This is a genomic window from Pseudoalteromonas sp. SG44-8 (assembly GCF_014164125.1).
GTDB classification, from domain to species: Bacteria; Pseudomonadota; Gammaproteobacteria; order Enterobacterales; family Alteromonadaceae; genus Pseudoalteromonas; species Pseudoalteromonas rhizosphaerae.
Genome location: NZ_JACJEQ010000013.1, coordinates 90,559 through 116,247 on the forward strand (window position 1 = coordinate 90,559; position 25,689 = coordinate 116,247).

Below are 25,689 nucleotides of genomic sequence, written 5' to 3' on the forward strand. Positions count from 1 at the left end.
AAATATTGGTAAAACCCAATAGTTTATTCATAACGTTTCAGTTTTTTTTCGAGTGCAGAGAGCTGTTTGTTGGTCGTTTTGGTGTTTTTGGCAAACGTTTTATTGATCACTTTTAGCTGCTTTTTTATCTCTTTACTAAGCTTTTTTTTATCATCATCACTCATTAAACGATTAAGCCGTTGCAGTTGCTCGTATTCAGCGCGATCACGGTCACGACTCAAAATGGCGAGTTTATATTTAACGCTGCGTATCTCAGCGTTGAGATTACGAATAATTTGTTCACGCTCAAGAGAATTAAGCGCTTTGACATGATTTACATTGGCCGGAGTGACGTTGGGCGACAGTGCTATTTTATGTTGCGTTGCCTGCCCGCCACAGGGAAATTGGCTAAAAGTAGTACCTCTGTCGGTTACGCACTTGTAATATTGATCTGCGGAAGCCGCCTGATCAGCAACAAATAGCAAACTAATAAAAATAACGAAAAGAGTACACAGTTTCATTACGCTAGCCTTCCCTAGTTAGGGCATAATCATATACAAAAACTATAACCTAACTTGGGTAAATTGCCAGTGGCAGTTATTCGGTAAAGGTTTTTAGCTTTTTAATGCTTTGTGCTAAAAACGGAATATCTAAACCTTGCTCTATTGAAAAGCCTTGAGCAGCAGAGATATTTTTATAATTACCATCAGAATCAATTAATGTAATACGGTCTTTCTTATAGGCAATAAATACGCCTTGCGAATAATTAACGCCCATATCGCCTTTTTTGTTATACAGATTAACGCCTAGCATGCTTTGCTTTGCGATATCAGCACAATTTAAATATTGGCCAACGCTTGTGGCAATTAAATCGCTTGGCTGGATCAAGCCTTCAGTGCGGGTTACTTTTCTATCCGTGCTGTATAAAGATGAAGCACTCACAATACCGTGATCAACATCGGCTAAACTAAATGCAAATACTTGATTGACTCCCTCTCGAAGCGCAGTGTTTTCATCGGCGTTAATGATACGAATTGCTGCATCACCCGCTGTTGTATTATTGATATAGTTAAAATCATCAAAGCCACTGACACTAATACTACGACGATTACTTTGCCACACCGGCAATGTTTGCTCTGTCATTAAGGCTGGCTTGTAGTATGCAGGTAAACCGTAAATCAAGCTAAATAGCACATCTTGATGGTGAACGGGTTGTAAAAACTGCTCTGTTTTATTTAAATTTTTGTGCTGTTTAGCAAAATTAGTTAACGCAGGTGCAGAGCTAAACACTAAAATATCGACTGTCGCAGCAGTAAAGTCTTCACAGCGAGCAATTGGTGTTGGAGCCGTGTAATCTACATTTTGTGTATTAACCTTTACGTTATGTGCTTGCTCGTAACTTTCAATATCAAGTAAATCATTTTTTGCCAATAAACTTTTTGCTGTCGTTGGGTAGGACAAGGGTAAAACATTATCTTGCTTAGTAATGTCAAACTTCAAATTTGCATCAGCCCAAATATGAATACTGTGGCTCATCGCAAAACATACCAATAACAATGAGCCGGCGTAGCGAGCAAATTTATATTGTTTTAAGCGAGCTAAATGGTGCCATGTATAGTTACTTGCTAATAACTGAAATGCAAAAATAAGCATTACAATTCCCCCAGCGAACAGGGTTGTCAGCGCTGGAGAGCTAGTTAAACGATGCCACAATAAGGTAATAATCTCAGGTAACGCAGAGCTACTTAAATGGTAGCCTAAGTTAAAATACACATAGGCATCAAGCGTCAGTAGTGATGCACCACAAGTGGCAAGTATTGCAGCCATACCGCGGATATGACGTGGATAAGGAAATATTAAACTTAGCGGAAATATCGTCAGTACAAAGGCAATAAAGGTAATAAAACTAGTGTGACTAAGCCATGTCACTAGCATATAAAGAATACCCATAAAGCTGGTAGGTGGAGAGTCAGCAAATAAGTAACTTAAACTTATGAGCAACACTAAGCCGATATTGGCAAAAGTAAACAAATGCCCCCAACTTAATAATTGACTCGCTTTAGACGAAAACTGATTGTGCTGCGATAAATTCATAAAGTCTATTTAACCGATTGCGCAAGTGCTTTGGCAAAATTGTCTGCAACCGCTTGTCTTTTCCCTGTTGGTACATGCTCTTTTAAGATATGCGTGATAGAATTTCCTAAACACATAAGACTTAAATCAACCGGCGCATTGTGCTTAGTTAACACATCAATGAGCTGATCGACGATTTGTTCTACTTCATCATTAGAATATTTTGATAAGATTGGCATCAGTTGGTTCAATAAAAGAGTTATATTCTCACATTTTAACACCAGAGGCGTGAAAAACAAAGATGGCAATAGATGTTAAAAAGTTAGTCGTTCATTATGTAGACAAAAAAGACGACGATACGCAAATTCATTTGCGCAATGACGAAATGGCAGTGAATGATAAAGTCGCTGTATTCATCGAGCAACTTCATCACGCATACAACGGCAAACCAGGTAAAGGGTACTGTGCTTTTAGTGGTGATAAAAACTCTGTAGTTGCATCAGCCATGCAAAGTTACCGCAACAGCGAGCTTGGCTTTTGGCACATGACAGAGCAAGCTTCAGCTGTACTTAAAGAGGAACTTGATAAGTACGCGTTTAACGAAACTGGCTATTTAGTATTTTGTCATTATCAATACGTAGCAACCGATTATATGCTGATTGCAATGATCAACATCAAAGAGCATTACTCTATTACCTCTGAGCTTGATTTAGCCTCGTCACGCCATTTAGATATTTCCCGCATGCAACTAGCTGCACGCATCGATTTAACTGCGTGGGACACCCAAGCAGAAGACAATCGTTATATCTCATTTATTAAAGGCCGAGCAGGGCGCAAAGTCGCCGACTTCTTCTTAGACTTTTTAGGTTGCGAAGAAGGCATCGATCCAAAACAGCAAAGCCAAGTAATGCTCAATGCAGTTGAAGATTATTTATCAGAGCAACAATTTGATAAATCTGAAAAAGACGATCTGCGTAAACAAGTATTTGATTACTGTAATGACTGCGTTACTACTGGTGAAGATGCTAACGTCAGCGAGTTATCAGCAACGCTCACCAAAGGTGACGACAACCCATTTGAAAGCTTTTGCAAAGAGCAAAGCTATGACCTAGAAGAGTCATTCCCGGTCGATAAAAAAACCGTTACCAGTATGGTTAAATTCTCTGGCCTTGGCGGCGGCGTGAGCATCAGCTTTGAACGCAAACATCTAGGCGAACGGGTAATGTACAACGAAGCTACGGATACGTTAGTTATTAAAGGCATACCGCCGAACCTTAAAGATCAATTGCAACGGTTTATGGAAAGTGAAGACTAGAGCCATAAGCCATAAGCCATAAGCAGTAAGTTTTAAGCAGATTTGAATTAGTTGAAAGCGTGGTGTTTACACCGCGCTTTCTTGTTTTTGCTGTGTGCCGAAGCATAGTTACAGTCGATACTAAATTAATTAAGTTGTATGAAAAAACCACCGCGAATAAGATTATTACTCTAGCTTTTAATACAAAAAATAATTTAACCAAAATAGTAACTTGGCTATGGTTTATTAATAAAAGTGAATTATAAAATGAGTTAATCCACAGGCTTGCTAGTCTTTAAGGAGAAAAGTGAAATTTGGATTAATGTTTTGCTGTTTTTTGTTACGGCAAGTGTGTTTGCCAAGCCTAATTTTATTAAGGTTAATGGCTATGATATTGAGTACGAAATCGCGTGGAGTGGCAAGCATACTCTATTTTTAGAGGCTGGTGGCTCTGCGGGGTTATTTGATTGGGAGCCGGTTTTTGAAAAGCTTGCAAAGGAAGCCCGCATCATTCGTTATTTAAAAATTGGTAACGGCGGTTCTACGCAATTGAGAAAAAACTACAGCTCGGAAGAGTATGCAAACGAAGCTCTCATGCTACTTGAAGCGTTACACGTTGAAAAACCAATCGTCTATATTGCTCATTCATATGGTGCTTATATCGCAAGACGATTCGCTGCAACTTACCCTGAGTGGGTTTCAGCCCTCATGCTGATTGAGCCTGCTTCGGAGCATGATGTTGATATCATGCGCCAAATTGATCTTGCAAAAGCTGAGAAAGAAATAGCACAAGTGAAATTAGACGATATGGCTAATGGTATGTCCAACCAGTATCTGGACTTTTGGGCGAAAAGACCATAGCCAGATTATCCACAGATCCCAGATATTCCAGTAACCGTTATTGCATCCGTGAAAAAGTATAAAAATCCGCCATTACTCTTTTTTACTGATGAAGGCCGAAAAATGTGGGGCGAATTGCATTCAGCTTGGGCTGAGTCTTTTCCACAAGGTAAAGCTGTATTAACAGATAAGAGCTATCATTATCCTCAAAATGATGAACCAGATAGGGTGGTGCAAGAAGTAATTGAATTATTGAAAAGAATTAAAGACTAATAAGTGCAGGGAATTGATTTACATGATTTGCCGCTGCAGTAAGCGATGAGACGGTATAGTTAGCTATGTGCTTACAAATAATTTAACCAAAATAGTAACTAGGCTATGGTTGGTTTACAAATGAAAATAAATCAAATCGAGTCATTTTTTAGACTTGTAGATAAGCCGACATAGCTGTGATGATTTAAGGACTGATATGAGTAATAAAAAGGAAGGTAAATCAGCAAATAAAACCTTAGGTGCATATATGGCAATAGGGTGTGGTGTTGGCTCTGCTATCGGTGTGGTTATTGGTGTAATCTTTAACGTATTACATTTTAGTTTAGCTATTGGCATTGCTGTTGGCACTGGCATTGGTCTTTCAGTTGCCACCGCAATACAAGAAAAGAAAAAATAACAAATCATCCCTAATAATATGAGCCTTCGACTTGCCATCGTTTTAGATAATCAATTAGTTACTGTGTAATTTAACGAGTCTAGGTGTTTATGAGCAAAGCTAAATTGTTTTTACACTTTTCATATTTTTTGCTCATGATTTTTGTGCACAAAAGCACTTGCCCAAAATCAAAGTTCAAGTATTTGAATGCTAACGTTGGGTGCTGAATTTAAATATGAAAATTATACTGCTTCCTGGCCTTGACGGGACTGGCCGTCTGTTTGCTAAATTGACAAAAAACTTGCCTGAAAATATAAATACTGAAGTGATCTCATATGAATCACTTGAAGGCGTAACTTATGCTAAACAAGCGGCAGAAATAGCAAAGCGTTTTAAAGATACTGATATTTATATTGTCGCGGAGTCTTATTCTGGGCCGGTGGCTTGTGAGCTTTATAAGCTACTTGGCAGTCGTGTGAAAGGCATCGTATTTTTGGCCAGCTTTATCTCAGCGCCTTCTTTGTTATCTAAGTTGGCAGGCTTTTTACCCGTTAGCTTACTGTCAGCAAATTATTTAAGTAAAAAGCTACTTTATCTGTTTGGTTTTAGTTTAACGGGTGGCCAAACGTTGGTTTATCCCGTATTTGCTTCGCTGCAAACAGCGAATAAACGTAAACTTAAATTAAGATTAGGCAACATAGCTGGCCTTTCAAAACAACAGTGCGAGTTAGATTGCCCTGTGACTTATATTCGCCCTAGTAGAGATTTACTGGTAAGCGCGAGTGCGGTGAAGTACTTAGCGTCAATGTGTTCCAGCTTCAGCCAAGTTGAGATTGAAGGCGGACATTTTATAGCGCAATCAAACCCTGTAGCATGTGCTAAGGTTATTTGTAATAGATTCAACGTAGCATCGGCGTTGATAAAATTGAACTTAAAGGAATATTATAATGGACAGTATATCTCATAAAACAAAAGGCCATTGTCGTTGTGGACAGGTAAAGTTTGAAGTTAGCGCAAAGCCAATGATCACTATGGCTTGTCATTGCACTGGCTGTCAGAAAATGACGTCTAGCGCATTTAGCTTAAGCTCATTATTTCAACGAGCTGCCTTTTCTATTACATCTGGAGCGCCTGTTATTGGCGGGCTGCATGACAGTAGTACGCAGCACTTTTTTTGTGGACATTGTATGAGCTGGTTATTTACCCACCTAGAAGGTTTGGATGATTTTGTAAATGTTCGCTCAACAATGCTAGATGACTCTCGCACCTACAAACCATTCATTGAAACTTACACGGATGAAAAACTTGAGTGGGCGAGTACGGGGGCAAAGCACAGTTTTTGTAAGTTTCCACCGCAGGAAAAGTTTCCTGAATTGCTTCATGAGTATGCGCAAAAACAAGGATAAATATAGCATTATCCTTCATGCGCTTTTTATAAATAACAAGTGCAATGTGCTGTTTGTTTTTCCATCACTATTTATCTAATATCTCTGCTTAGGCTAGAGCCTAGTAAATCGTTCTTTTTAACCTTATAACTGCTATTAAAAAAGCCGCGTTAATTTTCATTAACGCGGCTTTTTAGTGTGCTTTTAAGCTAAACCAAAAGTGTTAGTCAACACTCATGGTTTTAGTCATTGCAGCATTCGCGCGACCAGCTGGTTTGATAGAACCGGCACGTAAGCCGCTATCTGGAATAGCGTCACGTTTGTCGTGTGCCATCGCTTTTGGCGTATGGGCGACTTCGCTATCTGCAACGGCAGTAGGTTGTGCCATTGGCGCACTTGCTTTACCTGAAGTGATCACTGTTTTAGTGTGCGCTACAGGTTTTGCAGTAGGCTTAGTCTCTGCCATTGGTGCTTCCTCAACAACTACTTCTGAAGCAGGTTCAGCAGCAACATGCGCTTGTTCAACCACTTCTGGAGTTGGTCCTACAGCAACTGGTGCTTGTTCAACCACTTCTTCAGTTGGTTCTACAGCAACAGGCGCTTGTTCAACCACTTCTTCAGTTGCTTCAGCAGCAACAGGCGCTTGTTCAACCACTTCTGGAGTTGGTTCTACAGCAACAGGCGCTTGTTTAACCACTTCTTCAGTAGGTTCAGCAGCAACTGGTGCTTGTTCAACCACTTCTTCAGTTGCTTCAGCAGCAACAGGTGCTTGTTCAACCACTTCTTCAGTAGGTTCAGCAGCAACAGGTGCTTGTTCAACCACTTCTTCAGTAGGTTCAGCAGCAACTGGCGCTTGTTCAACCACTTCTTCAGTTGCTTCAGCAGCAACTGGCGCTTGTTCAACCACTTCTTCAGTAGGTTCAGCAGCAACTGGTGCTTGTTCAACCACTTCTTCAGTAGGTTCTGCAGCAACAGGCGCTTGTTCAGCCACTTCTTCAGTAGGTTCAGTAGCAACAGGTGCTTGTTCAACCGCTTCTGGAGTAGGTTCAGCAGCAACAGGTGCTTGTTCAACCACTTCTGGAGCTGATTCAGCAACGGCAGGTTTTTCTTCAACTACTTCTGCAGCTTGCTTATTTTGCTTGGCTTTTAACTCAGCTTCATATTCAGCAGCGGCTTGATCTGCAACTGGAATAAATGCTGGTGGTTGTGTACCTTGCGTTGGCGTAGCTTCTTCACCCTCAGGACGACGACGGCGTTGCCCAGCAGCACGTAAATGACGTGGAGAACGGCGTGAACGCGTACGCGTTTGGCCTTGCTCTTCATCAGTCGATGTTACTGTCTCTTGCTCGTTTGGTGCCCTCTGTTCAGCTTTTTGCTCAGGCGCTTCAACAGCCGTTGTTTCAACAGCAGTAGCCTCAACAGGTGCTTTAACTTCTTCAGTTTGAGTTACAACTGGCTTAGTTGGCTTGTCATCAACAACTGGCGTAGCTTGTTGCTCTGCGTCATTGTTGGTTGTAGCCGGTTGTGCATTTTCATCTTGTAGGCGAACTTTTTTACGTAAGTTACGGCGCTGACGACGAACCTTAGGTTTTTGCTCCGTTGCTTCAACAACGACATCTTGGCTTGGTGCAACGTCTTTTACGTCAGCTTTTGCTTCGGTTTTTTCTGCTACTACTTTGCTGTCATCGTTACGGTTATCGTTACGCTTACGTGAGTTAGGATTGCGACGACGTTTGTTACGGTTATCGTTTCTTTCCTGTTGCTCGTTGTTTTGCGTGTTTTCAACTGCTGGCGTTTCTTCAGCTACGCTTTCTGTACGCTCGCTTTGCGGTTTAGTGCGTGAATTATTGTTACGACGACGTTGGTTATTACGACGACGTGTATCACCGTCATTGTTACGACGTGGATTATTACGAGATTCACTCGCTGTTTTTTGCTGCTGTTGCTCTTTACTTTCTGTTTGCTCAGCAGGCGTTGCAAATAAAGCCTTAAACCAATTGCTGATGGTAGTAAATAAACTTACCTGCGGCTGGGCTGCAACACTTTGTGGTGCCGCTGCTGGGGCTGCTTGAGCCTGAGCTTGTGGTGCTGGTGTCGATGGCATAACTACGCCTTTTAACACCGGCTCTTCACGTACCGCGACCGTTGGTGTTTTTGATGTTTCATACACTTCTTGTTCAGGTAATGTGATTTGCTCGTAGCTTGCTGCTTCAATTGTTTCATCTTTACGCAAACGCATTACTTCATAATGTGGTGTATCCATATGTTGATTTGGAATGATCACCACATCACAGTTATGACGTTTTTCGATGCGATGCACGCTACGGCGTTGCTCATTTAACAGATATGAGGCAACCGCTACAGGTACTTGGGCATTAACTTGTGAGGTATTGTCTTTAATCGCTTCTTCTTCGATTAAACGTAGGATTGACAATGCAATCGACTCGTTTGAACGAATAGTACCTTGACCACTACAACGTGGGCATGGGCCTTGGCTCGCTTCACCTAATGAAGGGCGTAGGCGCTGACGCGACATTTCAAGTAAGCCAAAACGCGAAATTTTACCAATTTGTACACGGGCACGATCTGGACGAACAGCATCTTTTAAGCGATTTTCTACTTCACGTTGATGGCGCGGTGGTGTCATATCAATGAAGTCGATAACGATTAAGCCACCTAAGTCGCGTAAACGTAATTGGCGAGCAATTTCGTCTGCAGCTTCTAAGTTGGTATTAAGCGCAGTTTCTTCGATATCGCCGCCTTTAGTGGCTTTAGATGAGTTGATATCGATAGAAGTAAGTGCTTCAGTTGGGTCAATAACAATTGAACCACCAGAAGGTAAGCGTACTTCACGTTGAAACGCAGACTCAATTTGGCTTTCGATTTGATAATGAGTAAAAAGAGGCACTTCACCTTGATAAAGTTTTACACGGCTCATGAAGTCAGGGCGAAAACGCTCAATGTGCGCTTTAGCCTCTTCAAATACACGGGCTTTATCAATTAGGATCTCACCGATGTCACGGCGTAAATAATCGCGAATCGCACGGAAAATCACGTTGCTTTCTTGATGAATTAAGAACGGTGCTTTACCGCCATCAGAGGCTTGCTGAATCGCATCCCAATGAACAAGCAGCGCTTTTAAATCGTAGTTTAGTTCTTCAAACGATTTACCAACACCGGCAGTACGCACGATTAAACCCATGCCTTTAGGCAGTTCTAAACGGCTTAAAGCTTCTTTAAGTTCAGTGCGTTCATCACCTTCGATACGACGAGAAATACCGCCAGCACGAGGGTTATTAGGCATTAAGACTAAGTAGCTACCTGCAACACTAATGAAAGTGGTGAGGGCTGCGCCTTTTTGGCCGCGTTCTTCTTTGTCTACTTGGACAATAACTTCTTGACCTTCTTTGATCACGTCACGAATATTCGGACGACCATGGAAAGTATAACCTTGTGGGAAGTAAGTACGGGCTATTTCTTTTAAAGGAAGGAATCCGTGACGATCAGCGCCGTAATCAACAAAGGCGGCTTCTAATGACGGTTCTATACGAGTGATTTTGCCTTTATAAATATTGGCTTTTTTTTGTTCGTGACCCGGGCTTTCGATATCTAAATCATACAGGCGCTGGCCATCAACCAGTGCTACGCGCATTTCTTCTTGCTGCGTCGCATTGATTAGCATACGTTTCATATTGTTACTCTACTGTGTTATGTCTCTGACATGACGAAACTTTTCGCCTGTTCAGTTGCTCCCATCGCTTCTTTTTGTACAATCTCACGACTGGGTCTGTGGGGGGAGCTTGGTACTGTATCCGTACTCTAAGTATCTTTATGGTGCTGGCTGACAATAACGTGTTGTCACGTTATTAAATTCTATTATGGTGCCAAAACTATCGGCTGTTTTTTTACAGTGACGTATTCGAGTTCTGTCCAGAGTCGACCATTAATTAAATTAACTTGTACGGTTACAACACATCTGCTGAACGGCGTATTGTACGCCGTCACGATCAGACAAATTATCTGTTCAAATTGCTTTTTTCATCAACATTAAATAACACTTCATGCTCAAACTTAACTGGCGATATATTACACGCATCGGAGTTAATTGAAGGCACGTGTAAACTGGGTATGTATAAAAGCTTTGGAAAACTTATCTCGGATCTGTATGATCAATTACCCAGAATGTGCATCACGAATGTTTTAATGTGTTAAAAAGCACCGTTGTTATTTGCAAATATATATTTGCGACGGTGATTATCCCATTATTATAACTGTGTTAGCAACTAAAATTATTTTACTTAAATCAGTGATTAGGCAATGTCAGAAAAAACCGGCTTACAAGTATCTTTCGTCACGATTACCGAAGACCATTTAGGTCAACGGATTGATAACTTTCTTATTACTCATTTAAAAGGGGTGCCTAAAAGCGCTGTGTATCGAATTCTTCGCAAAGGGGAAGTGCGGGTTAATAAAAAACGCATCAAACCTGTGTATAAATTACAACTCGATGACATCGTTCGTATTCCACCAATACAAATAGCTGAACGTGAAGAGTTTGTGCCTAAAAATCTTGATGTAGTGACCAAACTTGAAGAGGCTATTTTATTTGAAGATAAATACCTTATCGTCATTAACAAACCATCAGGCATGGCTGTGCATGGCGGCAGTGGGCTCAGTTATGGTTTAATTGAAGCATTGCGCGTATTGCGCCCAGATGAGCGCAGTTTAGAGCTTGTACATCGTTTAGACCGTGATACATCAGGCTGTTTGTTAATCTCGAAACGTCGTTCAGTGTTGACCAGCTTGCATGAACAGTTACGTGAAAAAACCATGGAAAAGAATTACTGGGCATTGGTTGATGGGCAATGGGATTCTAAAACTAAAAATGTCACCGAAGGGCTGCGTAAAAACACCCTACAATCAGGTGAACGAGTAGTACGTGTGGATAACATTGAAGGTAAACCTTCACATACTCGTTTTAAAGTACTGGAGCGCTTTGCTGAATGTTCGTTAGTGCAGGCATCACCAGTAACAGGTCGTACTCACCAAATTCGTGTGCATACACAATGTAAAGGTCATGCAATTGCTTGTGATGATAAATATGGCAACCAAGCATTTGATGCGGCGATGCGTAAAGTGGGATTAGGGCGATTATTTTTACATGCGCACGATTTGAGTTTTTATCATCCAAAAAATGAAACTACTATGCGAGTAGAAGCGCCGCTTGATAAAGCGCTGGCTAATTGTATTAAAACGTTACGTGCCGCAAAACCGTGAAACCCTATAAATTAGTTATATTTGATTGGGATGGCACGGTGATGGATTCAGTGGCTAAAATAGTTAACTGTATGCATCAATCAGCGAGAGTCTGTGGTGTAGTTTGCCCCACTGACGAGGCGGTTAAAAATATCATTGGTTTATCACTTGAGCAGGCCGTGACGGTGTTATTTCCTCAGCAGAGCCATTTACACGCTGATTTAATCGCCGGTTATAAGCATCAGTATAAACATCTTGATAATACGCCTACACCCTTATTTGCTGATGTAGAACAGACTTTAGCGGCATTAAAAAACCGTGGCGTATTGTTAGCTGTTGCTACCGGCAAAAGCCGAGTCGGCCTTGAACGCTTGCTGGATGAAACACAGTTACGGGATTACTTTGTAGCGACCCGCACCAGTGATGATGCATTGTCAAAACCAGCTCCTGATATGTTGTTGCAACTGCTGGATGAACTTAATATTAGCCATGATGATGCGCTGATGATTGGCGACACTAAAATAGATATGGCGATGGCAAAAGCGGCCAATATTGACCGTTTAGGTGTAACTATGGGGGTGCATAACGCCCAGCAGCTAAACGAGTTTATACCGATTGCGACAGTTGATTCGTATCAGCAACTAGCTGCGCGTTTAGTTTAAGTCGTAGCGAATAAATAGTTAGTCTTGATTACTTAACACATCCATACCAAACTCAGTCAATAATTGGCTGAGTTTGATAAGTGGTAAACCAATCAAGCTATTAGGGTCATCACCGCTAAGCTTTTCAAATAAACAAATACCTAAGCCTTCGCTTTTAAAGCTGCCTGCACAATTGTAGGGTTGCTCTGCGTCGCAGTAAGCAGATATTTGTGCTTGTGTCAGTGTTCTAAATGTAACATTAAAGGGTTCAACTAGGGTTTTTGTTTTATTGCTTTGAATATCATAAACACATAAGCCCGTTAGAAATGTGACTGTATTACCGCTAAATAAACTCAGTTGTTTAATAGCATTTTCTTTGTTGTGTGGTTTACCTAAGATTTGTTGCTCAAATACGGCAACTTGATCAGAGCCAATTACTAAGCCTTGTTTAAAAAGGGCAGTGGCTGCGCGTGCTTTGAGTTCACTTAAGCGTTTTACAAGTTCAACAGGGGCTTCATTGGGTAGTGCTGATTCGTCAATGTCAGGTGAAAAACTGTCGAACGGCAGATTAAATTTTTGCAATAAAGACTGACGAAAGGGTGAACTTGAGGCTAAAATAAGCGGGTGCTGCATGGATTGTTTTCCTAATGAAAATTAGATTGAGTTAGGATAAATCAGATCCGTTGGCAAAACAAAGAAATGAATCGCGAAAAACCAGCTAAAATTGGTTTTTTACTTTGACTAACCAAGTAACTATCTATATGATGCAGCCCCTATGCAAAAGGTGAAAATTCCCATCACTCTTCATCCAGGCAAGGCAGCGCAACACCGTTTAAAGTATGACGGCATTGTACCGCTTGAAAAACTTACTCGTTTACGGGAAGTTGTGCAGGAAGAAGTAGGTGAAATAGCGGTAAAAATTCATTGCAAAAACGATGATCAAGGTTTCGCTGTGATTAGAGGCAATTTGTCCACACATGTTACTGTCACTTGTCAACGTTGTAATGGTGATTTAGGGTTGGATTTGGTTCAAGACTTTGTTTATTCACCAGTCGGTGAGGATACAGAGTTAGAGATTTTTCCAGAAGACTACGATGAAGTAGCGCTTGATGAAAATGGTGAAGTTAACGTTTTTGATTTAATCGAAGACGAACTAATTTTAGCCGTGCCATTAGTTGCTACCCACAACGAAGCTTCATGCAGTTATTCAGCAAAGCCTGCCAGCTTTGGTGTTTTAAAAGCGGAAGATGATAAACCAAATCCATTTGATATTTTGAAACAACTTAAGAAAGATTCTTAGGAGAAGACTATGGCTGTACAAAAAAGCAAAAAGTCTCGTGCAAGACGCGGCATGCGCCGTTCACACGATGCGATCAGTGGTCCAACTTTAACTGTAGACCAAACATCTGGTGAGACTCATCGTCGTCACCATGTGACTGCAGATGGTTACTACAAAGGCGTTCAAGTAATTTCTAAATAAGAGATTGCTTTTATGCTGACCAATCTAACAATTGCGTTAGATATGATGGGGGGCGATTATGGCCCCCGTTCATCTATCCCCGCAGCCGTTAACGCGGTAAATGCAAATGCCAACCTAAGACTGATCTTATGTGGCAACGAACAAGTAATATCTAAAGAACTCGAGTCTCTCGATTCTCTATCTCATCCTCGTTTAATAATTCGTCATTGTAGTCAAGTAGTCACCAATAGCTGTGAACCGTCTTCTGCTGTGCGATCTAAAAAAGATTCCTCAATGCGCGTTGCTCTTGATTTAGTTAAATCAGGTGAGGCACAAGCGTGCGTTAGTGCCGGAAATACCGGTGCATTATTATTTATGGCTCACTATGTGCTGAAAATGTTGCCAGGCGTAAAACGTCCTGCATTGATCTCGGCTGTGCCAACTGAGCGAAAAAATCCGGTTTACTTACTTGATTTAGGTGCGAACGTGCATTGTGATGCACAAACCTTATATCAATTTGGCATTATGGGTTCGGTTGTCGCAGGGCAAGCACTGGGCTGTGATAGTCCAAAAGTGAGTTTATTAAATATTGGCTCCGAAGACATTAAGGGCCATGAAGATATCAAACAAGCTGCACAACTGATGCAACAATGTAGCTACCTTAATTATACTGGTTACAGCGAAGGTAGTGATATTTTTACTGGTAAGTCAGATGTGATCGTCTGTGAAGGTTTTGTGGGCAATGTGGCTTTGAAAACCTGTGAAGGGATTGCCAAGCTCATTATGTTTAAGCTTACCAAAGCACTGCAAAAGCACTTTTTCTATAAATGTTTAGCATTTATGTTACAGCCAGTAATAAAAAAACTCTATAAACGGGTGAACCCCGACCAGTATAACGGCGCTTCTCTGGTAGGATTGCGCGGTATTGTCGTAAAAAGCCATGGAAATGCCTCAGCTAAAGCATTTCATGCTGCTATCGACGAAGCTGCTAGAGAGGTGGAACGTCAACTTCCTGAAAAAATTGCAGCTATCTTCGAGCAAACACATTCAACTAAAAAAGTCGCAACTGACGATTAATTACTATGTCAGGTGTGTACTTAAACATTTATTTATTTGTTTAATTAAAAGAGCAAAGTATGGCACAAAAAATTGCACTTGTTTTTCCGGGTCAAGGCTCACAATCTGTGGGTATGTTAAGTGAACTATTAGAGCAATCTGATATTGTTAAAGCGACGTTTGCGCAAGCATCAGCGGCACTTGGTTATGATTTGGCTGCATTAGTACTTAATGGTCCAGAACAAGAATTAAATCAAACCCATCGTACGCAACCGGCATTATTAACAGCATCAGTGGCAATTTACCGCCAATGGCTTGCTGCAAATCCAGATGCAGACGTAACGATGGCAGGTCACAGTTTAGGTGAATACTCAGCGCTGGTATGTGCTGATGTGTTGAGCTTAGGCGAAGCTGTAAAATTGGTTGAAAACCGTGGTTTATATATGCAAGAAGCTGTGCCAGCAGGCGTGGGTTCAATGGCTGCGATCATTGGTTTAGGTGATGACGAAATTAAAGCCGCGTGCTTGGCATCAGCACAAGGTGAAGTGGTTGCACCAGTAAACTATAACTCACCGGGTCAAGTTGTGATTGCAGGTCATAAAGCCGCAGTAGACAGAGCATCAGAAGCGTGTAAAGAAGCCGGTGCAAAACGTGCATTGCCTTTATCGGTAAGCGTACCTTCACATTGTGAACTAATGAAACCAGCGGCAGAAAAATTAGCAAAAGATTTAGCTGCTTTAACATTTAATACACCTAAGTGTGATGTAATTAATAATGTTGATGTAACAGCTGCAAGTTCAGCGGACGCTATTAAAGATGCATTAGTGCGTCAACTATACAGTCCAGTACGATGGACAGAAACAGTACAAGCATTGGTAGCGCAGGGCATTACCCAAAGCTACGAGTTTGGCCCTGGGAAGGTGTTAACGGGTCTTGCTAAACGCATTGATAAAGCAATGGTATGTGGTTCGGTGAATAGCCAAACTGCCATTGACGAAGCAAAATAAGAGTAGGAAAAAATGGCAAATTTATTTTCGTTAGAGGGCAAAGTTGTCCTAATTACAGGCGCTAGTCGCGGTATTGGTAAAGCAATCGCCACTACATTGGTAGCACAAGGTGCTAAAGTTGCCGGTACTGCAACCAGCGAGTCTGGTGCTGCAAATATCAGCGAATACTTAGGCGAGAATGGTAAAGGTTATGCGTTAAACGTAACTGATCCTGCGTCGATCGAGGCGACACTTGCTGCGATAAAAGCAGATTTAGGCGATATCGACGTATTAGTAAATAATGCTGGTATTACCCGCGATAACTTACTTATGCGTATGAAAGATGCAGAGTGGGACGATATCATTGATACTAACTTGAGCTCAGTTTTTCGTTTATCTAAAGCAGTGTTACGCCCGATGATGAAAAAGAAAAACGGTCGAATTATCAATATAGGTTCAGTTGTTGGTACAATGGGTAATGCAGGGCAAGCTAACTACGCAGCAGCTAAAGCGGGTGTAATTGGTTTTTCTAAGTCGTTAGCGCGTGAAGTTGCTTCTCGTGGTATTACAGTCAACGTAGTTGCTCCTGGTTTTATTCAAACAGATATGACCGACAGCTTAACTGACGAGCAAAAAGCAGCTACGCTTGCTAATGTTCCTGCTGGGCGTTTAGGCCAACCGGATGAAATTGCCGCCGCAGTATGTTACTTAGCATCTGATGCAGCAGCGTATGTTTCAGGCGAAACTTTGCACGTAAATGGTGCGATGTACATGGTGTAAGGAACTTTGTTCCTATTTTGTTTTGAGGCGGCTTGTCGAAAAATGTTGAATTTTTTGTTAACTTGCTTTAAACATACTTGAATTCGTGCTGAAAATAAGCGATAAAAGACACAAATAACCGTCAAGAGGTTTGACCAGATAAAAAATTATCAGCAAATCCTTGAATCACAGAATTATGCGCCGTAAACTACGCCGCAATCTGAAAATAACGCATTGGCGTTTTTAATAAAGGAAAGAAGAATGAGCGACATCCAAGAACGCGTAAAGAAAATCATCATTGAGCAACTAGGTGTTAAAGAAGAAGAAGTAAAGCATGAAGCTTCTTTCGTTGATGACTTAGGCGCAGATTCACTTGATACTGTTGAATTAGTAATGGCTCTTGAAGAAGAGTTCGATACTGAGATCCCAGATGAAGAAGCTGAAAAGATCACTACAGTACAAGCTGCAATCGATTACGTAACGGCTCACGCTGAGTAATCAATCGCATATTAAGGGCAGCGTTCGCTGCCCTTAATCTATCTATACCCTGTATTTCCACGCATTTGGGTATTAATACCCACCAGAAAAATAATAATTCCCTTATTGGAGGCAAACCGTGGCTAAACGTCGAGTCGTCGTAACTGGCTTAGGAATGTTGACGCCGCTAGGTAATGATGTTGAATCAACCTGGCAAGGCTTGTTAAATGGCAAAAGTGGTATCCAAACTATCACTCATTTTGATACATCTAGTTTTGGCACCAAGTTCGCTGGTTTGCTGAATGATTTTGATGCGTCAGCCTATATGCCGGCAAAAGATGCTAAAAAAATGGATTTGTTCATCCAGTATGGCATTGCAGCAGGTGTACAAGCACTACAAGATTCTGGCCTTGAGATCACAGAGCAAAACGCAGCCCGCGTTGGTGTTGCTGTGGGTTCAGGCATTGGTGGTTTAACACTTATTGAAGAAAACCACATAAAGTTATTAAACAGTGGCCCACGTAAGCTTTCTCCTTTTTACGTGCCGTCGACCATTATCAATATGATCTCTGGTCATTTATCGATTATGCACGGTCTACGTGGTCCAAATATCTCTATCGTGACAGCCTGTACAACAGGTTTACACAACATTGGTCACGCTGCGCGCATGATTGCTTATGGTGATGCTGATGCGATGGTTGCCGGTGGTGCAGAGAAAGCCTCAACGCCAATTGGTATGGGTGGTTTTAACGCTGCACGTGCGTTATCAACCCGAAACGACGATCCGCAAGCTGCATCACGTCCATGGGACAAAGACCGTGATGGCTTTGTACTTGCTGATGGTGCAGGTGTTATCGTACTTGAAGAATACGAGCATGCGAAAGCCCGAGGTGCAAAAATCTACTCTGAGTTGGTTGGTTTTGGTATGAGCGGCGACGCTTATCACATGACGTCGCCACCAGAAGATGGTGCCGGTGCAGCCTTGGCAATGGAAAATGCTTTAAACGATGCGCAAATCAATGCAGATCAAGTGGGTTATATTAATGCTCACGGTACATCGACTAACGCTGGCGATAAAGCAGAAACTTCTGCAGTTAAGTCAATTTTTGGTAATGCTGCCAAAGATGTGATGGTGAGTTCATCAAAATCTATGATGGGTCATTTACTCGGTGCAGCAGGCTCTGTTGAATCAATTATCACTATTTTGTCGTTACAAGATCAAAAAGTAACACCAACAATTAATCTTGATAACCCTGATGAAGGCTGTGATCTGGACTACGTTCCACACACGGCTCGTGATGCGAAACTTGATTACGCATTATGTAACTCATTTGGTTTTGGTGGTACTAATGGCTCGTTGGTATTTAAAAAGGTATAATCTTTTTTAACAACGAGACAAAATAAGAGCCCAGTTGTTACTGGGCTTTTTTATATGCAAAATATGCCAAAACAAAAAACTCACATAGCGCAAACAATAAAATTAGTCACGCCACAGCAAGGCGTTAGCATAAGTAGCAATGATCGCGGCTTTAATTATGGCGATGGCTTTTTTACAACTGCAAAAATAGTTGATGCTCAAGTAGAGCATTGGCCACTTCACAGTGCACGATTAGTTGAATGCGCGCAGCGACTTAGTTTTGGTGAGCTGGATTTATCGGCGCTGCAGCAAGCAATCGCTGAGTATATTAAGACGGTTTCGCTGGGCGTATTAAAAATAGTGGTTACACGTGGTGAAGGAGGGCGTGGTTATGGCCTTCCTGAACAAAGCAATTTATTGATTGTACTGTCGCTATTACCGTTTCCTTCACACTACGCTCAATTAGCACAACAAGGTATTAAACTCGCTATCAGTCCTGTGCAACTTGCATCGCAACCATTGCTTGCTGGTTTGAAAACGTTAAATCGTTTAGAGCAAGTAATGATCAAACGCGTCATGCAAGGGCAAGATTGTGATGATGTACTGGTGTGTGATTATCACAATAATGTGATTGAAACCTCTGCGGCAAATATTTTTGCTATTAAAAATGGTCGAGTTTTTAGTCCAAGTTTGCAAAACTGTGGCATTCAAGGGGTTTATCTGCAATCACTGTGTGATAAGTTAACCATTGAATTTACTGATATTAAGCTAGAACAATTGCTGCAAATGGAGGCAGTATTTAGTTGTAATAGCTTAATGGGAATTGTGCCTGTTACAGCGATTGATGGTATGCAATTTGAGTTAGCAAATAGTTTAGTATTATTGCATGGTTTATTTACCAAGGAGTCTGCGTGTTAAGAGTGATTATATCGATTGTGTTGCTAGCATTATTGGTAACTGGAGTTGGTTATCAACAGTTGCAAGCTACTATTAACAGTAGTTTAAAAGCGCCAGCGAATACGTTGTTTGAAGTTAAAAAAGGCACGGGGTTTAATCAACTCTGCCAACAGTGGCAAGCAAAAAAATGGTTAGATGGGTGCTTACGTTATCAGATACTCGCGAAACTCGATCCGACACTGACGGATTTAAAAGCTGGTTTATATCAACTTAATAACGCCACGGTGCTTGATAACATTCGGCAAATCAATCAAGGTAAACAAGTAAGCTTTAGTTTTACAATTATTGAAGGTCAGTCACTTCGTGACGTGTTAGCGGCAATAAGTAAAGCCCAGTATCTTCGTCAAGATTTAAGTCTTGGTGAGTTATCTCAGCAAATAGTCGGCTCTGAGCAGCATTTAGAAGGGTGGTTATTTCCTGATACCTATTATTATCATGCTAATGATACGACAAGCTCAGTGCTCAAACGAGCGCATAAAATAATGCAAAATGTACTTGATGAGGCTTGGCAAAACAGGGCTGCTGATTTACCGTTTAAAACGGCCTACGAAGCATTGATTATGGCCTCAATTATTGAAAAAGAAACAGGCCTTGCCAGCGAACGGCCATTAATAGCCTCTGTATTTACTAATAGACTAAATACAAAAATGCGCTTGCAAACTGATCCAACCGTGATTTATGGCATTGGTGCTGACTTTGATGGTGATATAAAACGTAAAGATTTAACTAATCATACTCCGTATAATACATATAAAATTAATGGCTTACCGCCTACGCCGATTGCTATGCCGTCAAAAGCGGCAATACTTGCAGCAGTCAATCCACCTGAGTCTGAGTACCTTTATTTTGTTGCCAAAGGCGATGGTAGCCATCAATTTTCTAAAACCTTAAAAGAACATAACAAAGCAGTACAAGATTACTTACGTTATCAAAAACAGTTAAGCAAATCAGAGTAAAGAATATAAAACGAGAAAGCCGATTAATGCTTTTTCAAACTAAAAAGAGAGATCATGACAGCAGCAAAATTTATTGTGATTGAAGGCTTAGAAGGGGCCGGTAAATCGACAGCTATAGCAATTTGCCAACAGTTTTTAGAGCAGCACAAAGTTGATTTTATTAATGTACGCGAGCCCGGCGGCACACCCATCGCTGAAGCACTGCGCACTATTGTAAAAGATAACCATGTCGAACAGATTGCCAGCGAAACAGAATTACTGCTGATGTATGCAGCCCGTTCGCAACTGCTACATAATGTTATTCGTCCAGCACTTGCTAAAGGACAATGGGTATTAGGCGATCGTCACGATCTATCATCGCAGGCTTACCAAGGCGGCGGACGTGAAATTGCCGCTACTACGTTAGATTCTCTCGCCAATATTGTATTAAAAGGTTTAAAACCAGATCTGACCATTTATTTGGACATTGAACCTGCGGTGGGCCTTGCCCGTGCGAAAGGACGCGGTGAACTGGATCGTATAGAACAACAAGCATTGAGTTTTTTTGAACGTACCCGCGCACGCTATTTAGAACTCGCAAATAGTGATGACACTATTAAAACAGTTAATGCAGGTCAAAGTATGCAATTAGTACATCAAGATATTATTACCGTGCTTGAACAATTTATGAAAAGTAACAATTAACATGATTTATCCTTGGCTTAGCAATGTTGAGCAGCAATTAGCAGCCAGTTTTAATGCTGGGCGTTTTCACCATGGACAATTATTTAATGGTCAACAAGGTGTTGGTAAGCGCGCCTTAGTGGAGCAGCTGGCTAATGCATTATTGTGCTTGTCTGCAACTAACTTAGTCCCTTGTGGGCATTGTAAGAGCTGCCATTTAAATCAAGCGGTTACTCATCCTGACAAATATGTAGTGCAAGCTGATGGACAAAGCATTGGTGTGGATGATATTCGCAGTGTCAGCGATTTCATGCATCAATCAGCGGCGCAAAATGCCAATAAAGTGGTGGTGATCAATGATTGCCATAAAATGACCACAGCGGCGGCCAATGCCTTACTTAAAACGTTAGAAGAGCCCAGCCCGCAGCGATTTTTGTTACTAACAACGAGTGCGACAACGCAATTACCGGCCACTATTTTAAGTCGCTGCGCGCTTACACAAGTAAAAGTGAATGACGCCAATGTTGCTATGAATTGGATTTCCCAACTGCACGTTCCTGCATATCCATGGTTAAAAATGTTTACCCAGCAGCCATTATTGATTGCCCGTTGGCAACAAGATGAGCAGCTGGAAGTAATCGATGAATTGTATAAGTTTGCAACTGAGCTAAAACAAGGCCATAATTTCAGTGCGTTAGTTGATATTATCAGTAAAGATACAGAGCGTGTTCGCGTCTTTTGTTTATTTTTAAGCGAACAATTAAAACAACAACTCATTGCTGGAATGGATTTTGATTCATATCAGAGTGCGCAAAATGCATTGGCCGAATTTGTGCAAAACAGTACACAGATATTAGGATTGAACTTGCCGTTGGCCGTGTCTCGTTTAGCGTATCGTTTACGTAAAAGCTATAAGTAGGATTATTGTGCAAGAATTATTAGTCGATTTAGATGATCTAGATGAATTATACCGCTGCTATATGCCGTATTTAAAAAATGGTGGACTATTTGTGCGCACTAATATGCGTTATGAGATGGGTCATTCATTGGCATTAAAAGTGACATTACCGGATGCGCTTGAAGATGATGTAATAACCGGAAAAGTTACATGGATCACGCCACAAGGCGCGCAAAGTTCTAATCCACCGGGCATTGGTATTAGTTTTATCGATGATAAAACTAACCTAAATGTGAAGATCGAAAAACTACTAGGGACTATGTTAAACTCTGGTAATCCAACTTATACCATGTAGTAAGCAGTAACATGATTGTAGATTCTCATTGCCATTTAGACCGACTCGATTTTGATAAACTCGATTTAAACTTAGACCAAGTACTTGATAGTGCACGGGCTAAACAAGTTGAACACTTTTTATGTGTGAGTGTCACACTTGATCAATTCCCTAGTATGCTAGAAAAAATTCAAGGCTATAGTGATGTCTCTGCCTCGTGTGGTGTTCACCCGCTTGATCAAAAAGACGCACTTGATAAACAACGCTTAATTGATTTAGCAAGCCACGATAAAGTAGTAGCAATTGGCGAAACAGGGCTTGATTACTATTATTCGAAAGACACCCATGCCGTGCAACAAGCAAGTTTTGTGGGTCATATTGAAGTGGCGAACGAGTTACAAAAACCACTTATAATTCATACTCGCGATGCGCGCGACGACACCATAAACTTAATGCGTGAACATAACGCACAAAAGTGTGGTGGTGTATTGCATTGCTTTACTGAAGATTGGGATATGGCTAAAAAAGCCATCGACTTAGGCTTTTATATTTCTATCTCTGGCATTGTGACCTTTAAAAATGCCGTAGAGCTTAAAGATGTTGTTAAACAAATCCCTCTTGATAGATTATTAATCGAAACAGACTCGCCTTATCTAGCGCCAGTACCGTATCGTGGGAAAACTAATCAGCCCGCTTATGTGCAAGATGTTGCTTATTACATTGCTGATTTAAAAGGTATTAGCTACAAAGAGCTAGCCAAAGCGACTACGGAAAACTTCTACTCATTGTTCAACTTAGTGAACAAAGGTTAATTAGCATATGAGCACAGCATCACTCCCTCTATTAATAATGGGGCCGATGGTGCGCCGAGCTGATGCTGCAGAGGTTTGCATACAGTTTTCAACGTCGGTAGCATCACAATTTAGTATTGAATTTGATGATATAGACGTTTTTAGTGAGCAACAGAGCATTGCTTTAGGTACTCATCTTTACTTGCACTTTGTGATCGTAAAACCGATTGCCGCAACATTGCCTGTTAATCAGCTGATCAGCTACCGCCTATTAAACAGCAACTTAGACGTTGATTTGAGTGATTTTTGTTATCAAGGAAAAGCCACCCCTGAATTTGTGATCCCGCAAAAACTTGAGCAGATTTTACATGGCTCATGCCGTAACCCACATCATCCTGCAAAAGATAGCTTAGTGGCTGCGAATGATTTTCAACAGCAAAATCGCAGTGTAAATCAAACCGGGGCGGATGTTTTACTGCTCTCTGGTGATCAAGTGTATGCCGATGATGTTGCTGGTGCGATGTTATTAGCAATTGAACGACTGATCAGCGTATTAGGAATATACCAAGAGCAACCACTGGCAATTGATTTACCTGCACAGTTAAGTGAACAACTTTATCAGCGCCACTTATATTTACCGACGGTCCCTTGGCAAAAACGCAATAAAATAGGGGTTGGCTATTGGCTAAAAAAAGATGAGCCACATTTTTCAAGCTTAAAAGCTGCAAATCACTTGATCTTTTTTGAAGAGTTTATAGCCCTTTATTTACTCAATTTTAGCCCGTTACTGTGGGACTTAATTGACTTTGATAGTATTAGCTATCAAGCAAGCTCGCCCAAATGCCAGCAAGTTTTTGATAATGAAAAAGCAGCTTTAACGGATTTTAAAAATGGCTTAGTACACGTTCAGGTGCTACTGGCAAATATTTCAACGTTAATGATGTTTGACGATCATGATGTTACCGATGATTGGAACTTGACGGCTGGTTGGGAGCAGGTTATTTACCAACATCCAGTTAGCCGCCGTATTGTTAATAATGGCTTGATCAGTTATTGGCTGATGCAAGGCTTTGGCAATGATGCAGGTCATAAAACAGCCGCTTTACTTGATGCGTTTAAGACGAGTTTTTCTGAGCAAAAACAATGGCAATTTAAAGCGTTTGATAAAACCATTCTCGAGTTTAATCATTGGCATTATGAGCTGAATACTGTGCCTAAAGTGGTCGTGCTGGATACCCGCACTCATCGTTGGCGTAATGAGCAAAACTTTAATGAGCCCTCTGGTCTACTTGATTGGGAGCGTCTCACTGAGCTCGAAGACAGTTTAGTGACTCATGAACAAGTGATCATTGTCTCACCCGCACCGGTGTTTGGCGTTAAATCAATTGAAGCTATTCAGTCATTGTTTAATATTTGCGGACAGCCATTATTAGTTGATGTTGAAAACTGGATGGCCCACGAAGGCTCAGCTAAAAAGTTACTGGATACCTTTCGCCGTGACGATACCCCTAAAGAAACGCTTATTTTATCGGGTGATGTACATTACTCATTCTGTTTTTCCGTACAGAAACGCTTTGGTAAGCACCCCAATAGAATTTGGCAACTTACTGCCAGTGGTATTAAAAATGAGTTTCCGCGTAAATTAATTAACGTGCTGGATAAGTTAGACTCGATTTTATACGCGCCGAAAAGCCCGTTAAACTTTTTTACAAAGCGTTGGCAGATGGAAGTCGATAAACATCAAACCATCGGGGAGGGGCAAAAATACTTGGTGAGTGATTCAGCGATTAGTTTGATTGAATTACAACAAGGGAAGCTGGCGCGTTATCAGTTACTCCATCCCGATAATCGCACCACAGAGTTTGATTTAAGCAATGATTAATTTAATGGTTTGCGCTGTTGTCTTACATAGTCGCTAACGTTACTTACTGTATCTAACCAATAACCGTTAGCAGGATCTTTCAGATAAACAAGCAATTGCTCGAGTACTTTTGCGTCAGTGGTATATTGATCTCCGTTACCAATTTCATGGCCCGCTAAAATCAACCAAGCATTATTTTCCCGTAATTGATCCAGCATGGTAATGATTTCATCAAAACTCATTCCGTCGATCCTAAGTCCTGTTAGCTGTGCAAAATCAGTAAAATTAGGATTATTAGCTGACTCATCTAACCAAGTTCGGCCGCTGTCAAAATGTTTAGCGATTAAAGGCACGTAGCTCTTAGTATCAATGCCCCGGCCAACAAATGTATTGCCGCACGGATAAGCAAAGGCGCGAGGGGTCACTCCTAAATGATCTTTTAGGTATTGCTGCGCTGATAAAATATCATTTTCAAGCCACTTGAGTGTAGTGTGTTCAAGTGATAAGTCTTGTGCTCTTAACCATTCAAAATTCCCTGTACATACGTGGCTGCTGGTATGATTTGCAATTTCATGGCCCGATTTTACCGCGTCTTGCCACTGAGTTAGGCGCTGCTTGACGTTAAAAGGGGAAACATAAAAAGTTGCTTTGACTTGGTATCTGTTCAAAATCGCAGCGCCAACATCGACTTGGCTGTGACGGGCATCATCAAACGTGATACTCACAGCATTTTGCGCTTTATGCGGGTAATTAAAACCAAGGTATTTTTGCGACTCAGGATTGGCAATAACAGAGAATGACAGTACTGAAATAGTCATGATCAATGAAGATATTTTTAACATGGTAGTCCTTACACTTTCTTTGGGCGTGTTGACCTTTTATGATTAATTTTGCAGCAGTATGTTTGGTATTTAGGCAAGGCAGAGCCTATGTAGTGTGGTTGTTCCCCATAAATAGGCGATAACGCAGTATAAATTCCAAACATGCGCTGCCCAAAGGGTTCTTCCTAGGGGCGATT

The 25,689-nt window shown here is 41.2% G+C and carries 26 protein-coding genes and 1 pseudogene; 21 read left to right on the forward strand and 6 right to left on the reverse strand.

All coding sequences use genetic code 11. From position 1 onward, the window contains the following. Window positions 1-23: 23 nt before the first annotated feature. From H5163_RS12125 to H5163_RS12135, 3 genes are all read right to left on the reverse strand, one after another. Entirely contained in the window at window positions 24-500 is a 477-nt protein-coding gene (locus H5163_RS12125) for a DUF4124 domain-containing protein (protein WP_182735224.1), read from the reverse strand. A 76-nt stretch (window positions 501-576) separates the two neighbouring features. Then, window positions 577-2,073, reverse strand: coding sequence for a DUF3413 domain-containing protein (locus H5163_RS12130; protein ID WP_182735225.1), 1,497 nt, complete (start codon window positions 2,071-2,073; stop codon window positions 577-579). Between the two features lie 5 nt (window positions 2,074-2,078). Continuing rightward, a complete protein-coding gene (locus tag H5163_RS12135) occupies window positions 2,079-2,291 on the reverse strand; it encodes a DUF1414 domain-containing protein (RefSeq protein WP_016707302.1) in 213 nt (70 codons plus the stop codon). Window positions 2,292-2,353: 62 nt separating this feature from the next. On the opposite strand from H5163_RS12135, the gene yejK reads away from it, so the two are divergent. The 5 genes and pseudogenes from yejK to H5163_RS12160 all read left to right on the forward strand — a co-directional run bounded on the left by yejK (window position 2,354) and on the right by H5163_RS12160 (window position 6,241). Continuing rightward, the gene (gene yejK, locus H5163_RS12140; RefSeq protein WP_149982371.1) at window positions 2,354-3,367 is read left to right on the forward strand and encodes a nucleoid-associated protein YejK; all 1,014 of its coding nucleotides are present in this window, start codon (window positions 2,354-2,356) and stop codon (window positions 3,365-3,367) included. 297 nt (window positions 3,368-3,664) lie between these two features. Then, a pseudogene (locus H5163_RS12145) lies at window positions 3,665-4,459 on the forward strand (alpha/beta fold hydrolase). Window positions 4,460-4,655: 196 nt separating this feature from the next. Next, window positions 4,656-4,856 (forward strand): hypothetical protein, encoded by a 201-nt coding sequence (locus H5163_RS12150; protein WP_182735226.1) that lies wholly within the window; start codon window positions 4,656-4,658, stop codon window positions 4,854-4,856. 214 nt (window positions 4,857-5,070) lie between these two features. Further along, a complete protein-coding gene (locus H5163_RS12155) occupies window positions 5,071-5,802 on the forward strand; it encodes an alpha/beta fold hydrolase (protein WP_182735227.1) in 732 nt (243 codons plus the stop codon). Continuing rightward, complete coding sequence (locus H5163_RS12160; RefSeq protein ID WP_182735228.1) at window positions 5,783-6,241, forward strand: GFA family protein; 459 nt, start codon at window positions 5,783-5,785, stop codon at window positions 6,239-6,241. Before H5163_RS12155 ends, H5163_RS12160 begins: the two co-directional genes overlap by 20 nt. A gap of 202 nt (window positions 6,242-6,443) precedes the next feature. On the opposite strand, the gene rne is transcribed toward H5163_RS12160, so the two are convergent. Continuing rightward, window positions 6,444-9,911, reverse strand: coding sequence for a ribonuclease E (rne, locus tag H5163_RS12165; RefSeq protein ID WP_182735229.1), 3,468 nt, complete (start codon window positions 9,909-9,911; stop codon window positions 6,444-6,446). A gap of 626 nt (window positions 9,912-10,537) precedes the next feature. Here rne and rluC point away from each other — a divergent pair. After that, window positions 10,538-11,497, forward strand: a complete 960-nt coding sequence (gene rluC / locus H5163_RS12170; protein ID WP_182735230.1) for a 23S rRNA pseudouridine(955/2504/2580) synthase RluC — start codon at window positions 10,538-10,540, stop codon at window positions 11,495-11,497. Continuing rightward, window positions 11,494-12,138 carry an HAD-IA family hydrolase gene (locus tag H5163_RS12175; protein WP_182735231.1) on the forward strand — a complete coding sequence of 215 codons (645 nt, stop codon included), beginning with the start codon at window positions 11,494-11,496 and terminating at the stop codon, window positions 12,136-12,138. Before rluC ends, H5163_RS12175 begins: the two co-directional genes overlap by 4 nt. An 18-nt stretch (window positions 12,139-12,156) precedes the next feature. Here the strand turns inward: H5163_RS12175 and H5163_RS12180 are convergent, their stop codons facing one another. Next, the gene (locus tag H5163_RS12180) at window positions 12,157-12,750 is read right to left on the reverse strand and encodes a nucleoside triphosphate pyrophosphatase (protein WP_182735232.1); all 594 of its coding nucleotides are present in this window, start codon (window positions 12,748-12,750) and stop codon (window positions 12,157-12,159) included. A gap of 142 nt (window positions 12,751-12,892) precedes the next feature. Between H5163_RS12180 and yceD the strand changes: the two genes are divergently transcribed. The 14 genes from yceD (at window position 12,893) to H5163_RS12250 (ending at window position 24,692) form a co-directional block, all read left to right on the forward strand. Beyond that, the gene (gene yceD / locus H5163_RS12185) at window positions 12,893-13,417 is read left to right on the forward strand and encodes a 23S rRNA accumulation protein YceD (RefSeq protein ID WP_145233584.1); all 525 of its coding nucleotides are present in this window, start codon (window positions 12,893-12,895) and stop codon (window positions 13,415-13,417) included. A 9-nt stretch (window positions 13,418-13,426) separates the two neighbouring features. Further along, window positions 13,427-13,597 (forward strand): 50S ribosomal protein L32, encoded by a 171-nt coding sequence (rpmF, locus tag H5163_RS12190; protein WP_002962381.1) that lies wholly within the window; start codon window positions 13,427-13,429, stop codon window positions 13,595-13,597. A gap of 12 nt (window positions 13,598-13,609) precedes the next feature. Next, window positions 13,610-14,653, forward strand: a complete 1,044-nt coding sequence (gene plsX / locus H5163_RS12195) for a phosphate acyltransferase PlsX (protein WP_145233585.1) — start codon at window positions 13,610-13,612, stop codon at window positions 14,651-14,653. Between the two features lie 59 nt (window positions 14,654-14,712). Then, entirely contained in the window at window positions 14,713-15,639 is a 927-nt protein-coding gene (gene fabD / locus H5163_RS12200) for an ACP S-malonyltransferase (protein WP_145233586.1), read from the forward strand. A 12-nt stretch (window positions 15,640-15,651) separates the two neighbouring features. Then, entirely contained in the window at window positions 15,652-16,398 is a 747-nt protein-coding gene (fabG, locus tag H5163_RS12205; protein WP_145233587.1) for a 3-oxoacyl-ACP reductase FabG, read from the forward strand. Between the two features lie 240 nt (window positions 16,399-16,638). Next, on the forward strand, window positions 16,639-16,875 hold the full coding sequence (acpP, locus tag H5163_RS12210; RefSeq protein WP_016707440.1) for an acyl carrier protein: 237 nt from the start codon (window positions 16,639-16,641) through the stop codon (window positions 16,873-16,875). A gap of 118 nt (window positions 16,876-16,993) precedes the next feature. After that, complete coding sequence (gene fabF / locus H5163_RS12215) at window positions 16,994-18,232, forward strand: beta-ketoacyl-ACP synthase II (RefSeq protein WP_149982366.1); 1,239 nt, start codon at window positions 16,994-16,996, stop codon at window positions 18,230-18,232. A gap of 54 nt (window positions 18,233-18,286) precedes the next feature. After that, on the forward strand, window positions 18,287-19,129 hold the full coding sequence (gene pabC, locus H5163_RS12220) for an aminodeoxychorismate lyase (RefSeq protein ID WP_259399809.1): 843 nt from the start codon (window positions 18,287-18,289) through the stop codon (window positions 19,127-19,129). Then, on the forward strand, window positions 19,123-20,124 hold the full coding sequence (mltG, locus tag H5163_RS12225) for an endolytic transglycosylase MltG (RefSeq protein ID WP_149982365.1): 1,002 nt from the start codon (window positions 19,123-19,125) through the stop codon (window positions 20,122-20,124). The genes pabC and mltG overlap by 7 nt, the downstream gene beginning before the upstream one ends. Window positions 20,125-20,178: 54 nt before the next feature. Beyond that, window positions 20,179-20,808: a dTMP kinase gene (tmk, locus tag H5163_RS12230; RefSeq protein ID WP_149982364.1), complete on the forward strand. Its 630-nt coding sequence runs from the start codon at window positions 20,179-20,181 to the stop codon at window positions 20,806-20,808. Window position 20,809: 1 nt separating this feature from the next. After that, entirely contained in the window at window positions 20,810-21,706 is an 897-nt protein-coding gene (holB, locus tag H5163_RS12235) for a DNA polymerase III subunit delta' (protein ID WP_149982363.1), read from the forward strand. 7 nt (window positions 21,707-21,713) lie between these two features. Beyond that, complete coding sequence (locus tag H5163_RS12240) at window positions 21,714-22,040, forward strand: PilZ domain-containing protein (protein ID WP_145233592.1); 327 nt, start codon at window positions 21,714-21,716, stop codon at window positions 22,038-22,040. Between the two features lie 11 nt (window positions 22,041-22,051). Beyond that, window positions 22,052-22,831, forward strand: a complete 780-nt coding sequence (locus H5163_RS12245) for a TatD family hydrolase (RefSeq protein ID WP_145233593.1) — start codon at window positions 22,052-22,054, stop codon at window positions 22,829-22,831. Window positions 22,832-22,838: 7 nt separating this feature from the next. After that, entirely contained in the window at window positions 22,839-24,692 is a 1,854-nt protein-coding gene (locus tag H5163_RS12250; RefSeq protein ID WP_182735234.1) for a metallophosphatase, read from the forward strand. Here the strand turns inward: H5163_RS12250 and H5163_RS12255 are convergent. Further along, window positions 24,689-25,513: a polysaccharide deacetylase family protein gene (locus tag H5163_RS12255; protein WP_182735235.1), complete on the reverse strand. Its 825-nt coding sequence runs from the start codon at window positions 25,511-25,513 to the stop codon at window positions 24,689-24,691. The two genes, H5163_RS12250 and H5163_RS12255, sit on opposite strands and share 4 nt — an antisense overlap. Window positions 25,514-25,689: the final 176 nt, after the last annotated feature.